General features: G+C 45.4%; 15 protein-coding genes and 1 pseudogene. 14 read left to right on the top strand and 2 right to left on the bottom strand.

The genetic code is table 11. From position 1 onward, the window contains the following. The first annotated feature begins 4 nt into the window (after positions 1-4). Together ACP8HI_RS14905 and ACP8HI_RS14900 are read left to right on the top strand one after the other, a co-directional pair. Complete coding sequence (locus ACP8HI_RS14905) at positions 5-2,041, top strand: glutaminase domain-containing protein (RefSeq protein WP_438347010.1); 2,037 nt, start codon at positions 5-7, stop codon at positions 2,039-2,041. A 412-nt stretch (positions 2,042-2,453) separates the two neighbouring features. Then, entirely contained in the window at positions 2,454-3,557 is a 1,104-nt protein-coding gene (locus tag ACP8HI_RS14900; protein ID WP_438347009.1) for a GntR family transcriptional regulator, read from the top strand. 496 nt (positions 3,558-4,053) lie between these two features. Here ACP8HI_RS14900 and ACP8HI_RS14895 read toward each other — a convergent pair whose 3' ends face one another. Then, a complete protein-coding gene (locus tag ACP8HI_RS14895; protein ID WP_438347008.1) occupies positions 4,054-4,296 on the bottom strand; it encodes a hypothetical protein in 243 nt (80 codons plus the stop codon). A 56-nt stretch (positions 4,297-4,352) separates the two neighbouring features. Here ACP8HI_RS14895 and ACP8HI_RS14890 point away from each other — a divergent pair, with 56 nt between their 5' ends. The 9 genes and pseudogenes from ACP8HI_RS14890 to ACP8HI_RS14850 form a co-directional block, all read left to right on the top strand. Beyond that, positions 4,353-4,592, top strand: a complete 240-nt coding sequence (locus ACP8HI_RS14890) for an IS110 family transposase (RefSeq protein WP_438351845.1) — start codon at positions 4,353-4,355, stop codon at positions 4,590-4,592. Beyond that, on the top strand, positions 4,586-4,957 hold the full coding sequence (locus ACP8HI_RS14885; RefSeq protein ID WP_438347007.1) for a hypothetical protein: 372 nt from the start codon (positions 4,586-4,588) through the stop codon (positions 4,955-4,957). The genes ACP8HI_RS14890 and ACP8HI_RS14885 overlap by 7 nt, the downstream gene beginning before the upstream one ends. Positions 4,958-5,159: 202 nt before the next feature. Continuing rightward, positions 5,160-7,103, top strand: a complete 1,944-nt coding sequence (locus ACP8HI_RS14880) for an AraC family transcriptional regulator (protein WP_438347006.1) — start codon at positions 5,160-5,162, stop codon at positions 7,101-7,103. Between the two features lie 196 nt (positions 7,104-7,299). Then, entirely contained in the window at positions 7,300-8,325 is a 1,026-nt protein-coding gene (locus ACP8HI_RS14875; protein ID WP_438347005.1) for a FecCD family ABC transporter permease, read from the top strand. Continuing rightward, positions 8,322-9,335, top strand: coding sequence for a FecCD family ABC transporter permease (locus ACP8HI_RS14870; RefSeq protein WP_438347004.1), 1,014 nt, complete (start codon positions 8,322-8,324; stop codon positions 9,333-9,335). Before ACP8HI_RS14875 ends, ACP8HI_RS14870 begins: the two co-directional genes overlap by 4 nt. A gap of 9 nt (positions 9,336-9,344) precedes the next feature. Then, positions 9,345-10,202, top strand: coding sequence for an ABC transporter ATP-binding protein (locus ACP8HI_RS14865; protein ID WP_438347003.1), 858 nt, complete (start codon positions 9,345-9,347; stop codon positions 10,200-10,202). Further along, the gene (locus tag ACP8HI_RS14860; protein WP_438347002.1) at positions 10,199-11,923 is read left to right on the top strand and encodes an ABC transporter ATP-binding protein; all 1,725 of its coding nucleotides are present in this window, start codon (positions 10,199-10,201) and stop codon (positions 11,921-11,923) included. The genes ACP8HI_RS14865 and ACP8HI_RS14860 overlap by 4 nt, the downstream gene beginning before the upstream one ends. Before the next feature lie 42 nt (positions 11,924-11,965). Continuing rightward, entirely contained in the window at positions 11,966-13,018 is a 1,053-nt protein-coding gene (locus ACP8HI_RS14855) for an NAD(P)/FAD-dependent oxidoreductase (protein WP_438347001.1), read from the top strand. Positions 13,019-13,468: 450 nt separating this feature from the next. Further along, positions 13,469-13,621 (top strand): annotated as a pseudogene (locus ACP8HI_RS14850) (helix-turn-helix domain-containing protein); the annotation flags it as partial. 237 nt (positions 13,622-13,858) lie between these two features. Here the strand turns inward: ACP8HI_RS14850 and ACP8HI_RS14845 are convergent. Continuing rightward, positions 13,859-13,975, bottom strand: coding sequence for a ParA family protein (locus ACP8HI_RS14845; RefSeq protein WP_438347000.1), 117 nt, complete (start codon positions 13,973-13,975; stop codon positions 13,859-13,861). Between the two features lie 265 nt (positions 13,976-14,240). Between ACP8HI_RS14845 and ACP8HI_RS14840 the strand changes: the two genes are divergently transcribed. From ACP8HI_RS14840 to ACP8HI_RS14830, 3 genes are all read left to right on the top strand, one after another. Then, a complete protein-coding gene (locus ACP8HI_RS14840) occupies positions 14,241-14,582 on the top strand; it encodes a transposase (protein ID WP_438346999.1) in 342 nt (113 codons plus the stop codon). After that, the gene (locus tag ACP8HI_RS14835; RefSeq protein ID WP_438351844.1) at positions 14,513-15,169 is read left to right on the top strand and encodes an IS3 family transposase; all 657 of its coding nucleotides are present in this window, start codon (positions 14,513-14,515) and stop codon (positions 15,167-15,169) included. Before ACP8HI_RS14840 ends, ACP8HI_RS14835 begins: the two co-directional genes overlap by 70 nt. A 72-nt stretch (positions 15,170-15,241) precedes the next feature. Beyond that, the gene (locus tag ACP8HI_RS14830) at positions 15,242-15,418 is read left to right on the top strand and encodes an IS3 family transposase (protein ID WP_438351843.1); all 177 of its coding nucleotides are present in this window, start codon (positions 15,242-15,244) and stop codon (positions 15,416-15,418) included. Positions 15,419-15,450: the final 32 nt, after the last annotated feature.

Raw genomic sequence — 15,450 nt, 5'->3', positions numbered from 1 at the left:
TCAAATGACTGTACAGTTTAGGCCACCGGCAGTTCCGCTAGTTACGGTAGATCCTTATTTCAGTGTCTGGTCTGCCGCAGATCGTCTATCCGATGAACATACCACACACTGGACCAACAAACGTAACAGCATGACTGGAATCATTATGATTGACGGTCGTCCGCGAAGATTTATTGGTAAAACGAAATTGGATGAAAGTGTCGATTATCCAGAACCGGATGCAATGGAGCAAACCGCTCTGGAAGTCACCGCATTGTCTAGCAAATACCGGTTTGAAGGAGACGGTATCCAACTTGAAGTTGATTTCACCACACCCTTGCTTCTGAGTGAACTTGATATTTTATCAAGGCCGGCTTCTTATGTAACGTTCCGCGTGCATTCTGTGGACGAGAAAACCCATGACGTGAAAATCTATTTTGACATTACCGGAGAATGGTGCGTAAATGCTCCGGATCAACAGATTGTGTGGACAAGAAAACCGACCAGTAACGGGATCGTTTCTCTGTGCATGGGGAGCGAAGAGCAGCCGGTTCTGCAGAGAGTCGGAGACAATGTGCGAATAGATTGGGGTTATGTCTACCTTGCCGTTTCCGAATCAGAACAAATCAACACGGTGATTCAATCTTGTCATATTAGAAAAGAATTCATTGATTCAGGTAATGTGACAATGTCAGATGACGTGCGACAGCCCCGCGCAGTTGAAGATGATACACCTGTGATGGCAGCCATATTCGACTTTGGCAAAGTAAATGAAGAGAAGCGCTCGCAATATGCGGTGTTGGCTTATGATGATATCCAGTCGATCGAATATTTCAATAGGCCTTTGAACGCTTACTGGCGTAGGGACGGCCTATCGTTTGAAGAGATGCTTGCTTCGGCTTTTGCGCAATATGATGAGATCATGAGCAAATGCGATGCATTTGACCAGGAATTGAAGAATGAAAGCGTGAATGTCGGTGGATCGAAATACGCGGATATTCTTTCTCTCGCTTATAGGCAGTCAATAGCGGCACATAAATTGGTCGTTGACGAAAGTGGACAGATTCTGTTTTTGTCAAAGGAATGCTTCAGTAATGGTTGTATTGGTACGGTGGATGTCAGTTATCCTTCGATTCCTCTATATTTACGATACAATCCCGAGCTTATCAAAGGTATGATGAGGCCGATTTTTCGGTATTCTGTCACTGAAGAATGGCCATATGACTTTGCACCTCATGACGTGGGATGTTATCCGAAAGCAAACGGTCAAGTATACGGTGACAATAAAATGGAAAGCCAAATGCCAATTGAGGAATGCGGCAATATGTTAATTATGGCCGCTGCAGTTTGTCTTTCTGAGAACACTGCTGATTTTGCGGATGAATACTGGGACTTGTTAACAAAGTGGGCTAATTATTTGGAGGTAAATGGTCTTGATCCCAACAATCAGTTATGCACCGATGATTTTGCCGGGCACCTTGCCCATAATGCCAACCTTTCCATTAAAGCAATCATCGGTATCGGAGCCTATTCCGTTCTATGCGAGATGAAAGGGAAAACGGATGAAGCAAGACGTTATTATGATGCGGCAAAAGACATGGCATCCCAATGGGTGATGATGGATCAGGCGGGTGACCATTACAAATTGACGTTTGACAGTTCAGAAGATACTTGGAGCTTGAAATATAATCTTGTGTGGGACAATTTATTCGGGCTTGATCTGTTTCCAAGTGAAGTTCTGGAGAAGGAAATAGCGCATTATTTCTTCAAACAAAATAGGTATGGTACGCCATTAGACAGCAGACATACCTATACGAAGTCGGATTGGTTAGTATGGTGTGCATCAATGGCAAAACCGAAAGAAGAGTTTATGGCCATGATCGTGCCGCTCTGGAAATCCTTGCATGAATCGCCAAGTAGGGTGCCTGTCACAGACTGGTATGATACGGTTTCGGGTCAGCAGATTGTTTATGATACGGCGAATGGAAAAGTAGGCTTCCAGAATCGTTCGGTAGTCGGTGGGCTTTATATCAAACTTTTACAACCATTTAAAAGAAATTAAGAGGATTCAAAGATTTCATCCTTAATGTAGGACGCCAAATAGTTTGGATTTCAGGGGTGTGATTCAGTTTCCCAGTGGAAAATCAATTCCCTGTACATGCACTCTAGGCCATTGCCAACATACGGACTTTATTTAAAAATAATATCCATTTATTGTATTCATTGTGAGTCAATCATAGCTTCTTTAAGAGGGGTCACGCTAGTTTCGTCGCACTCTACACGAGTGCGACGATTGAAATGAACGTAATCCGACAACTCGCTATGAAAGACATCGTCATTGGCGAAGATAACATCCCCCTAACTAATATACTATTGGTAAGGGGGTTTTTGGCCTACGATTATTGATGCTTGACTAAGTACTTAGTAGGCATATAACATGTAATGACAGGTAAGAAGTAAGGGAGGCATACATAGTGAGTAAAGCGATGTCGAAGTATGAACAAATTAAAGCGAAAATTGTATTAGATATTAAGCAAGGAACCTATAAACCGAACGATAAAATTCCAAGTGAAAGTGAGTATTGTCGAGCGTTCAATACGAGCAGAATTACCGTTAGAAAAGCACTGGATGAGCTTACTGCGATCGGAATACTTTATAAAATGCAGGGTATTGGAACATTTGTTAAAACGGTTCCGGTCGACCCAGTTGAACAACCGAGAAAAAATATCGTGTTTATATTACCATTTTATATAGAGCTTTTTGACTCTCAGCTTTTGTCCGATATCATCTCCGGGGTGGAGTCGGTGTTGAAAGCAGAAGGGTTCTCTATGGTGATGATTCAAAGTATGAGAGCTGACGATGGATTGGAAGCATTCTTGACGAAACTGAAAGAACTCAATCCGGCAGGGATGATCTATCCTTTTCATTGGGGAACCGATATTCAGGCGGAGCTTGTACCCTTGAATATCCCGATCGTATTTGTGGATAGCTATCCAGACAATTTGTTGTTCGATGCTGTCACCGGTGATGATTACAACAGTGCGTACAAAATTGGAAGGCTATTGCTTGAGAAGGACTGCGAGAAAATAGGCTACTATTCGCCTGTTAATTTCAACTATACGACCGTGAAGGCTAGAGCAGAAGGCCTTGTTGACGCATTAAAAGACGAAGGCAAGCACGTCGAGGAGCGGTGGATTGAATCCAAAAGAGAAGGCCGCTTCGAAGCATTGTATGATGATTTTGTGAAGCTGGATATGATCAGTGATATGAAGAGTTATTTGAAGCGAAATCCCGATCTCGATGCGGTCGTCGTATTTAACGATACCGTGGCGATGGCCTTTTATGTTGCAGCAGAGGAGCTTGGCATCCATATTCCTCAGCAGTTGAAGATCGTTAGCTACGGCAATTATTTCGTAACGAATTATTTCAAAGGTGGTATAACAACGTTTGAGCAGCATTTCTCTAAGTATGGGGAAGAAGCAGCTCGTCTCATTGTGCAGAGATTGCGAGGAGGAATACCTCCGATCCAACAAATTAGGAAAATTCCTTATGAACTTATTAGAAGAGCTACGTTTTAACATTAGGTTGAGGCGTAGTTTGATAATGTTCTATGGAGTAACTTGTCATTACATGTAAAGACAAGTAGGTTGAGTTAAGAAATTTATATGGAAATCAGCTAATATTCAAGTGAAAAGACCAACTACACCTCGCGGTGACTGAACAAGCTTATCCACGAATCGAATTCTTTATGCCTGCTGATGAATCTGCACGATGCGTGTTTGCTACATTGGGTTGTGCTGTTGATGGTTCATTCAAGAAGCTCACAATAAAGCCCGCATCATGTTGATAGAATGGAAAATGAGGTGGGTATTAATGAGTGTATGGTATTTACATCGATCTATTTCATACTGTTGCTTTCCATTAAGCGTAGTAATCGTGTCTAATTTATAAAATAAAAAGAAACCGTTTCTTGGTAAAATGGAGGTACCAATCAACCATTTAAATAAGGAACGGTTTTTTTGTACATTCAATATGCCATGGGTCAACTCAGATTCTTTCTAATACATAATTTGGTTAATCAACAGACCCGATCAGTCTTTTAGTAAGGCAAAAGCGACTCAATCCAAAAAAAGGAAATGATGAAGAAAACCGAATTCCTGGCGTCATACGATTTAGCCACGTGTGGGCAATACCCACGGATGCGGAAAAGCCCGCGGATGGCAGAAAACGAGAGAGTGGAAAGAAATGCTGAACTATTTCCTGATGCTGCATGACCATCCGCCGTTCATTGGCTATGATGAGGATCATAGTTGGCATGGAACCCACTGGCCACTACTGGTTCAGACTAGCCACATTGGCTCCTCGACCAAGGCATCGAACCCGTTCTGGTTAATCCTCATCTCGTCAAAAAGAACAAGGAAAACCGGGATCATACACCGTCTAAAAGTGACCATAAAGATGCACTTGTTATTGCAGACACGGTCAAACACGGGTACTACTCCCCTGTTCGTTTTCATTCCGAAGTTTATGAGGAACTGCGTATTTTAATGGCTAATCGAGAAACGGTTACCAAGCGCCTCAACGCTGCGGTTAATCAGATTCATCGTTGGTAGGCATTGTCTTCCCTTTACCGAAAGAGATCAGTCGGTTAAACATAGAACAGGTTCTTGACGGTTGGAAGCAATTTGTGAAGCGTCATGCGGGAGTTAAACGCGCTGAACTCCTCATTTCACTTGCAAGATCCAAAGAAGAGAGCGTTATGATGCTCAACCCGGACCTCATACTTGTTATTGGAGAGGATTATGTTGAGAAGCTTTCCAAGATTGCACCGACTGTTTTTATTCCGTATGGAGATATGACCCAGGACGAGCGGATTACCTTTATCGGCGAGGTTCTATTAAATTATTACACTGACATTTATTCGGCTACTGCTCAGATTAATTATGTAACCGAAGCATTATTGAGAGCAAGTGAATAGCATTGCTAATTGTATAAGGACTTGATTGAGTCAGTAAAATGCTAAAAAGATGATGAAAAGCATAACGTCCGTTGCCTGCTCCCCAATGTCACTTAATGATGATATACTTACCTGATGAATTATGATAATGATAATGATAATCAAAATCAATTTATGGGTAGTATATAAATCGGAAAAAATTGAGATGAGGGAGCGCGGATAGATGCAAGAAGAAGCAGAAGCAAGCCAGGTATTTACACCGGAGATGATCGATAAGATCGCCCGCATTTGGTCACGTTCGATCATTACATTAATAGATGTACGTTTTCAGAATGTAACATCCCAATACCCGTTGGAGCAGTATAAAATGCCTAGTAGCATGTTTATCTATGCATATGGGGGAGAAGCTCAAATTCAACTGAATGAAATCGCATTTGGAATGGAACGCTTCGGTTTAGTTCACGGCGGGAAGGGGAGCTTGCTCAGTATTTCGCCTAAAGAGGAGATTGTGAAGACCTTTATGGTGTTTTATAAAGCAGAATCACCTCTTTTTTTCAAGAAGTACCTGCAGCAATTACTGGAGCAAGTGAATCCATTTGTTCAACAGTTTGGTTATACGCCAAGTAATCCCATCTTGCTACTCGATTGGTTTCAACAGATGATGAATGGCTGGAACCGCGGCAAGGCGATGGATCAGCTACAGGCCAAAAGTCTTCTATATCTATTGATTCATGGGGTGTACAGAGATTTTGAGAGTGGTGAGATTCGGTATCTCCAGCCAGATCCAGCCTGTTCCACCAAGAGATATCTCGATAAACATTACAGGGAGTCGATTATGTTTCAAGAAATCGCCGATATGTTTGGAATCAGTGGTGGACAATTGACCCGGCTGTTCAAAAAGAAGGAAGGGATGAGCTTACAGGAGTACCTCATTCAGAGAAGGATTGAAGCTGTCTGTCATGACTTGAAGCATACAGAAGCAACCATTAAAGAGATTGCAACAGGATCTGGTTTTGCAGATGAGAAAAACCTATTTCGGATGTTTAAGAAGTATTACAAGATGACGCCAAGTGATTATCGGAAAATAAACGCACTATCCATGCAGGTTGATGGTATTGATAATGATTCTCATTTTCATTACAATGAGGGGGAACTAGCGAGTCTAGTCAAGACTTATAGAGAAGGGGAATCAACCATGTTTGGACAAGTAAGAAGTAAAGAAATGATCTTGGTGGCGACGATGAGCTTGATGCTGTTGTTGTCGGCATGTGGATCGGGGACGGCAACTAATAACGGAGGAACGGTGAATCCAATACCTGCGCAGACACAACAGACGACTCAACCGGAAGTATTGGAGACCAGAACGATATCCACAGTAAAAGGTGATGTTGAGGTGCCTAACAACCCTCAGCGTGTAATAGTCGATTATTTGATTGGTGATGTGGTGGCTCTAGGTGTAACTCCTCTAGGTGTGGCGAGAGTCGCAAGGGGCGAGAAAGAGGCTGTTTTTGCTAACCAGATTACAAACTCCACTAAAATAGCTATGGAGCCGGAAGATGTCATGACTCTTGAGCCAGATCTAATCATATTAGCATGGGGTGATGAAAATTATGAAGGTTTATCCAAAATAGCCCCTACAGTTTATGTCCCTTATGGTGATATGACTACAGAAGAGCGGATACATTTTATTGGCGATGTTTTGAATAAGCAGGAAGAGGCTAAAGCTGTTTTGAATACTTATGCCGAAAAAATCGCAGAAGCGAAGCTAGCCTTTCAGAATGCAGGTCTTTCAGACGTGACGGTTACTATGGGAGAATACAGTGATAAAAATAACTACATCGCTGGAGCCAAGCATGCGGTTGGCGAGCTTGTTTATAATGAACTTCAAATGCAGGCACCGTCAAAAGTTCAAACTGATATTATTGACGCAGATAAATATTGGGCAGAAATCTCTATGGAGGTCTTGGCCGCTTACATGGGGGATTATGTGATCTCCTTAGGGGATACGGAAGTTCCTACTGATAATGCGGTTTGGCAATCGGTACCTGCTGTGCAACATAACCGGATCGTAACGGTGGATAACTCGCTATCTTGGTCCACGGATATCATTACTTCCAGTGCATTGATTGATTATATTGTCAATCAATTGCTGGCATTAGCTAAATAGGGTTTTAACTCGGAATTAACAAACAGCAATATTTGAATCAGTATTGAAGCAGTTAAAACAACAATATTGTTACTTATTCACATAACTAAGATAGGAAATCACTTTATGTGATGGATAAGGTTGTAGATTTTTACTATGGGCAATTAGAAGCCTTGGTTCAAACTAGACTGTCAATAGGTCAGGAAAGGAAAACGCAATGAAAAAAAAGCCTGAACAAAAACGCCGTGGGGCGATAAACTTCACCATGTACATGGTGGTAGGGCTTGGATTAACGGTTCTCATGTCGGCGGCGTCGATTAGCTTCGGCGCCGCCGATATGAGTCTAGCGACTGTATGGGAGGCTATTTTCCGATTTGATCCAACGCACACTGAGCATCAAGTTATTCAAACCCTACGTCTTCCGCGTACCGTAGCCGATCTGATTGTTGGGTGTAGTCTTGCGGTATGTGGTGCTATCATGCAGGGTACGACGCGCAATCCACTGGCCGATTCTGGGCTGATGGGGATCAGCTCTGGGGCAGCATTCGCGATTGCGCTTTGCCTGGCTTTTCTGCCGGGTTATTCGTATGGGCAGATGATGCTGTTTGCTTGTCTGGGAGCAGCGCTCGCAACCGGGATGACCTACTTCATCGCGTCACTGGGCAAGAGCGGGATGACGCCTCAGCGGCTGGTACTGGCAGGGCTGTCCATCTCCATGCTGTTTGGCGCGCTCAGTCAGTATTTGGCGATCAATTACAACCTAGGTCGAGCATTGGCATTCTGGACGGCAGGCAGTACAGCGGGGGCCAAGTGGGGGGAATTGCTGATTATCTCACCGCTATTTGTTGGTGGTGTACTGCTGGCGCTGGCGCTATCACCTTCCGTTACACTGCTCAGTTTGGGTGATGACGTGGCAAGTGGACTCGGTATTCGCAGCGGACTGGTCAAGGGTTTATCGACGATTATCGTGCTCGTGCTGACTGGATTGTCTGTTGTCGTGGTTGGTCCGATCGGTTTTATTGGTCTGATTACCCCGCATATTGTGCGATACATGGTAGGTGTCGACTATCGGTACATTATTCCGGCTGCTGCGTTATATGGTGCGTTGCTGACCGTATCGGCCGATCTCGTTGGCCGCTTGATCAATAAGCCGTTCGAAACACCAATTGGTATTATATTTTCTATCATTGGTGTGCCGTACTTTCTCTTCCTCGCTCGTAGGCAAAGGAGGGAATTTGAATGATCAAGCAGCGTTATACGGTGCAACGGGGCATCATCGTCAATGTAGTGCTTATGGTGCTCATCGTTATGTTTGCTGTCATTAGCGTGAATTCTGGCAAGATGAATCTTTCACCGCTAGAAGTGCTGAACGTTCTAATGGGAAACGGTACCGAAAAGCAAAATCTTATCGTGTTCGATTTTCGAATGCCACGAATCGTACTGTCGATCTTGGTAGGTATGGGAATGGGAGCGGCTGGGGCGGTGATGCAAAGTTTGCTGCGCAATGACATGGCTAGTCCTGGGACACTGGGGATTAGTTCGGGATCAGGTTTGTTTGTCCTATTCTTCGTCGTATTCATCGCATCGACAGGAAAGAGCTCCTTTATTGCATTGCCATTGCTGGCCTTTGTTGGCGGACTGTTGGCGGCGGGATTGATATTCTTATTATCTTATCGCCGAGGGCGAGACATCTCGCCAATCGGTTTGATCTTAACCGGGGTCGCGCTCGGAAGTGGGTATGGTGCGCTGACCACCTTCCTGACACTCAAGCTGGATGATTCGCAGATGAGCTTCATGCTGCACTGGCTAGCGGGGAGTTTGTGGGGCGATAATTGGAGCTATATTTCCGTACTGGCACCATGGGTCTTGATTTTACTTGGCTATATTTTCTACAAGGCTCGCATGCTGAACACCCTTCATCTGGGCAATCAGACGGCAGAAGGGCTGGGTCTTTCCGTGAAGCGGCAGTTTTTGGGGTTGTCGATTGCTGCTGTTGCTTTATCCTCTGGCAGTGTGGCCGTGGGTGGAAGCTTCTTCTTCGTTGGCTTAATCGCTCCGCATATGGCAAGAAAACTGGTCGGACCCGATCACAAATTGCTCATTCCGGCTGCTAGCCTGGCCGGGGGATTAGTCGTGGTGCTGGCAGATACGATTACGCGGACGGTTAGCCTGGGGGGAGATGTACCGACGGGAATCGTCATTACGGTCATTAGTGTTCCGTATTTTCTTTATTTACTAGCGAAGGCCAAATAGGAGGATGACATGGAAAGTATTACAGCGCAACAAATCAATATAGCCTATAATGACACGCTTATCGTAAAAGAACTAGATTTGCAAATTCCGCGTGGACAGATTACCTCGATTATTGGTCCCAATGGATGCGGCAAATCAACCGTACTAAAGGCAGTCGGTCGGCTGCTCAAGACGAAGCATGGCACGGTTTATCTGAATGGTGCCGATATCCGCACACTGTCCACCAAGGAAGTGGCCAAGCAGATGGCGATTCTGCCTCAGACGCCGACCGCACCGAGCGGTTTGACGGTCGGTCAATTAGTCGCCTATGGGCGTTTTCCTCATCAACGGGGCTTCGGCAAGCTCTCCAAAGAGGATAAGGAAGTAGTCGCCTGGGCCCTATTGGTTACACAGCTTACACCGTTTGAGCATCGTGAGGTCGATACGCTCTCTGGCGGTCAACGTCAGCGCGTTTGGATTGCGATGGCGCTCGCTCAGCAGACCGATCTGATCCTGCTGGATGAACCCACCACCTATCTGGACCTGGCGCATCAGCTTGAAGTGCTGGAGCTGCTCTATGAACTGAATCGCAGTCAGCAGGTGACGATTGTGATGGTACTGCATGACCTGAATCTGGCAGCACGCTTCTCCGACTATATGGTGGCGATTCGTGATGGTCAGGTGGTGGAGCATGGCTCGCCAGAGCGCGTAATGACGGCACGGACGCTGCGTGAGGTGTTTGCCATCGATGCAGAAATTATGCTGGAACCACGAACGGGGCGACCGGTGTATGTGACGTACGAGCTATTGCGTGATAAGCGTAGAGAACAAGGGGCGGATCAAGGATTCTTAAATGTTAAAGAACAGAAGGAGGCTATTGCCACATGAAAATCGCATGGCGTGTCCTGCTGGGCGCACGGAAATATTGGTTACATTTAGGCATTGGATTTGTCGGTGCCGTGATGGCCACGATTGCCGGATTTTATTTGCCCTGGGCGCTCCGCTCGTTGACACAATTGGCGACCGATGGTAGCAGTCATTTTGCCGCAGAAGCACTGACGATTGGTTTGTTGCTTCTTGGAGCCACCTGTCTGCAAGCCATCGGAACATCACTGGCAGGCTATATGAACCATTATGCTGCACTTCATTTTGTTGCGGATTTACGAACAAGATTGTATAGCAAATTTCAGCAGATGAGCTTGCGCTATTTCCATCGAAGCCGGACGGGTGACTTGACTGGGCGCGTTGTGAATGATGCGATGGAAGCGGAAATTTTCATTGCCCATGCCATTCCTGAATTTATTATCAACGGACTGACCTTTATCGGAGTAGGCATTCTGCTCTTGATGATCAATGTGAAGCTGGCACTGATCAGTCTGATCACGATTCCGTTGCTGCTTGCGATCACGGTATGGCAAAGCAAGCGCTTGTCGCCGCTGTGGGGAGAGAATTCCAAGGCGCGGGGAGATATCGCTGGCAAGGTGCAGGAAAACTTGTCGGGCATGAAGGAAATCCAAATTTTCAATCGGCAGGAGGAGGAGCGGGGCAACGTTTCTCGACTGGCTATGAAAAATACGAAGACCTATTTACGCGCAAGTTTGTTCTATGAAACCTCTTTGCCGTTGTTGGCATTTGTGACCGCGCTAGGGACCGTGTTTGTCGTGATACTGGGCGGCAGATTGATGGCAACAGGCGAGGTAAGCATTGCTGATATCATCGGATTCATCGCCTACCTGGGTATGTTTTATCAACCGGTAAAGTCCTTTTCAGGCTTGGTGGAAATGGCCGGGAGAGCCGCAGCTAGCCTTAAACGGGTATATGATGTGCTGGAAGAAGAGGAAGACATACAGGAGAAGCGAAACGCAGTCAATTTGCCGCGTGTACAAGGACAGATCTCCTTTCAAGATGTCACATTTCTTTATCAAGATGGCGCGCCTGTATTAGAGGGGCTGAACCTGAACGTTGATCCTGGAAAGACGGTGGCGCTTGTAGGCACAACCGGCGTAGGAAAGTCGACATTGGCCAGTCTAGTTAACCGATTCTACGACCCGCAGGCAGGTTCGATTCGAGTGGATGGCATCGATATTCGTGATGTGACGCTCTCCAGCCTGCGTGATAATATCTCGATGGTGCTGCAGGATACCTTCCTGTTTGATGGCTCGGTATATGACAATATCGCTTATGGATGGAAGGACGCGACCCAGAAAGATGTGATTGCCGCAGCTAAAGCAGCTAAAGCGCATGATTTTATAGCTCAGATGGAGCAAGGCTACGATACGGTAATTGGTGAACGCGGTGTGCGTCTGTCCGGAGGGCAGAAACAGCGGCTCTCGATAGCACGGGCGATTCTGCGCAATGCACCGATCCTCATTCTGGATGAAGCGACATCGGCGCTTGATATCAAGACAGAGCAAGAGATCCAGCAGGCGCTTGACGAAATATCCAAGGATCGCACAACACTGGTGATTGCCCATCGGCTATCGACGATCCGTCATGCGGACCAGATCGTCGTGCTGGAGGGCACAGAGATTGCTGAGATAGGTACGCATGAGGAACTGCTAAGTAGCGGCGGCATTTATGCACGATTGTATGCGACTCAAGTCTCTTGAACGTAATCAATACATACAAAACAGGAGGAGGACAGACCGAAGATGACTGAATTATATGATCTAACGATTGTGGGCGGCGGTCCTGCAGGACTGTACGCTGCGTTTTATAGCGGAATGCGCGATATGAAGGTCAAACTGATCGAAGCCAAGGAAGAATTGGGCGGCAGGTTGCTGCTTTATCCGGAGAAGATGATCTGGGACGTGGGAGGCGTTACGCCGATCCGCTGCGAGCAGTTGATTCGCCAGTTGATTCAGCAGGCAAAAACCTTTGACCCGACAATCGTATTGGGACAACAAGTTAGCAAGTTGGAGCAACTGGAAGACAATACGATGATCGTGACAGCAGAAAGTGGGGAGCAGCATCATACTCGTACACTTTTGCTGGCATTGGGATACGGCGTATTAAAGTTGGCCAAGCTGGACATTGAAGGGGCCGACCGCTATGAAGTGACCAACCTGCATTATACCGTGCAGGAGCTTGAACGATTTAGAGACAGGCGGGTACTCATCTCTGGCGGAGGCGATTCCGCAGTGGACTGGGCGAATGAGCTTGAATCCATAGCGGCTAGTGTGACCGTCGTGCATCGCCGTGAACATTTTGGTGGTCATGAGAAAAATGTGAAGCGGATGAAAGAGTCTTCGGTCGATGTCCGTACCCCTTACGCACTTGCGCAATTGTATGGAAATGCGGCTGGCGATGCGATCGAGGCTGTATTGATCACTAGGTACAACGAAGAAGGAGAATTGGAAAGTGAAACGGAGCGGTTGGATGTAGACGAAGTCATCGTGAACCATGGACTTCGGGGCGAATTTGGTCCGATCGTCGAGTGGGGTATGGAGATGGGGGAGTGGAATATTCCCGTAAATGACAAGCTGGCGACGAACCTGCCGGGCATCTTTGTGGCAGGCGATACAGCCGACTATTCGACTAAAGTGCATTTGATAGCCGGTACGTTTACCGATGCGGTGCTGGCGGTCAACAATGCGAAGAAATACATCGATCCCGAAGCATGGGGCATGGCTCGCGTATCCTCTCACAACAGTGTGTTCAAGGAAAGGAACAAGGCGCTTGGTGTTGCGGAGGATGATATCTGACACCTCTAAACCTATGAAGTGGTAGCGAAGTAACCTCATGCTCCCTCAGATATCTATGTATTCCTTTTTAGTAAGAATGAAGTTGGATTCACATTCAAATTTGAAAATCTTATAATCTGCACGGAAGTAGAATGTGGCTATTGATTTTATAGAGTACAGAGCTGCATTCTGTTTCTTCTTGATGTCCATAGTCACTATATGGTTTTGATCAAATATTGTTAAAATTTCGCAAGACCTTCAATATCCTCTGTTCTTGAAGTTGCGATGTTGTTCGTGACTAAAGGATGATGTGGATATTTTTATTTTTTTCAAATTTATGGTTGCTAAAATGGCGCTGAATTCCTATTTACCTATTAAGAAGTAAATAGTGGAGGTGTCATCATGGAATCGAACATGCAAGGGATCTGTGAAAGGGTCGAAAGAGGATATTGTGCTTAGAGAGGGGACAAGCAGGCAGAGATAGAATTAATTCGCAGATACGAGCCGTTGATCAATAAGTATTCACGGCAGAATGGGAGACTTGACGAGGATTGCAAGCAACATTTGACATTAGAATTCATCATGGCCATTCGAAACTTCGATATCAAGCGATACGATCATTAACATGAGTGCCCTTCAATGGAAAATTGGAGGGCACTTTATAGGTGTAAGGCCCACTAGTGTACGATCGGTTGCAATGCAAACTTTTTTAGTAGTGCCCATATAGCTTATGATTGGGGCTTGAATTGAAAAGATCGTGAGAGGTGAGAGCAAAAAGTACATCTTTAGTTATTATTTTTTTTTCATATGGCTTCAAATCTCCAGGAACAAACATGCCAACAAGTCTGTACTTCTAAATCCTTACTCCGCTCCATTGCTCGATAAAAAACGGGCAGTTCGTACGGCATAGTAGGCAGTAGTGGTTTTTCCTGTTCCACCTTTTTGATTTGCAATGGTGATGACAGTTGTTTTGGACATATTCATTACCCTCCCTGGAGCGTTCGCTCCGTTCATTTGTCAATGGTAGGGAGCGGGGCTGTTCTATCAAAAGTTCTTTCCGAGTTCTATCCATCGTCTAAAAACGGCTTCTTTTTGAGTTATTGCCACGAACCCTTACGGGGCTTGATGAAAACATAAAAACCCACAAAAAACCTTGATTGATATTATCCCCTTCAAGTAGACACTCTTAAAAAACCTTATGTGATAACATGAGGAAACGAGTGAACTTGGAGGGGGTTTTTGTATGGCGAAAAAGGGACAGGTGTTTCAAACGTACACGGAAGAATTCAAAATGAAGGCAATACAAACGTATCTAACGGGATCGGAGAGTTATAAAGTGGTCGCAAAGAGACTGGGGATTAGAAATTGCACCCAGCTCAAAGTTTGGGTAGGGAAGTATCGTAATGGAGAGGAACTCGATACACGTAAGGGCTCAACAAGCCCTATGAAAGGGCGTCCTCGCAGCATATTTGCGACAATTGAAGAAGAACGCGATTACTTGAAAGCTCAGGTAGAATACTTGAAAAAGCGATATCCAAATCTGGTAACGGAGAGAAGCTTAGACTACGAGATAACTACGAAGTGATCGAAGAACTGCGTGAGCGCCATGGTATTACGCGCCTATTAGCCATTGCAGGGCTATCCAGGGCTAATTACTATAAATGGCGAAATGAACGCTCAAGGCGAGCTGAAATTCATACACGAGATCATGAAATCAAAGAGCATATGATCGCGATCCATTTGGCGCATCCCTATTTCGGATACCCTCGAATGCAGACCGCATTGCGTGAGGCAGGCTACCTCGTGAATCACAAAAAAATATGGAGACTCATGAAAAAGTTGTCGATCCAATCGGTCATACGAAAGAAACGAAATCGCTCCAACTATACACCTTCCGTTGTGTATCCTAACCGATTGAAGCGTCAGTTTCACGCAACTTCTCCGCAGCAAAAATTAGTCACAGATATTACGTATATCTCGGATGGCACTCGATTTTATTACTTGTCTGCGATTCAAGATCTCTTTAACAATGAGATTGTAGCCTGGCAACTATCTGAGCGTAACGATGTAAAACTAGTGATGGATACAGTTGAGCAGTGGACACGAAAAAGAGACGTTTCAGAAGCCGTGCTCCATTCGGATCAAGGCTTCCAATATACGTCTCAGGCGTAAAACACACGACTAGAATCATTCGGCGTCAAAGGCAGTCACTCTCGCAAAGCCACCTGCCTAGATAACGCATACATCGAATCCTTCTTTTCGCATCTTAAGACAGAGAAGTTGTACCTTCTTCGGTGTAAGTCAGAAGCTGAGATACATCAAGCTGTCGAAGATTATATCTACTTTTATAATTACCAACGATTTCAGAAGAAACTTAAACAGCGCGCACCGATTGAGTATCGGCACGCGTTGGCTGCATAGCTTTTTTATCTGTCTACTTGACAGGGGTATGA

The organism is Paenibacillus sp. FA6 (assembly GCF_051550225.1).
Taxonomy (GTDB): domain Bacteria; phylum Bacillota; class Bacilli; order Paenibacillales; family Paenibacillaceae; genus Paenibacillus_AQ.
This window is presented reverse-complemented; position numbering and strand designations above follow the sequence as displayed.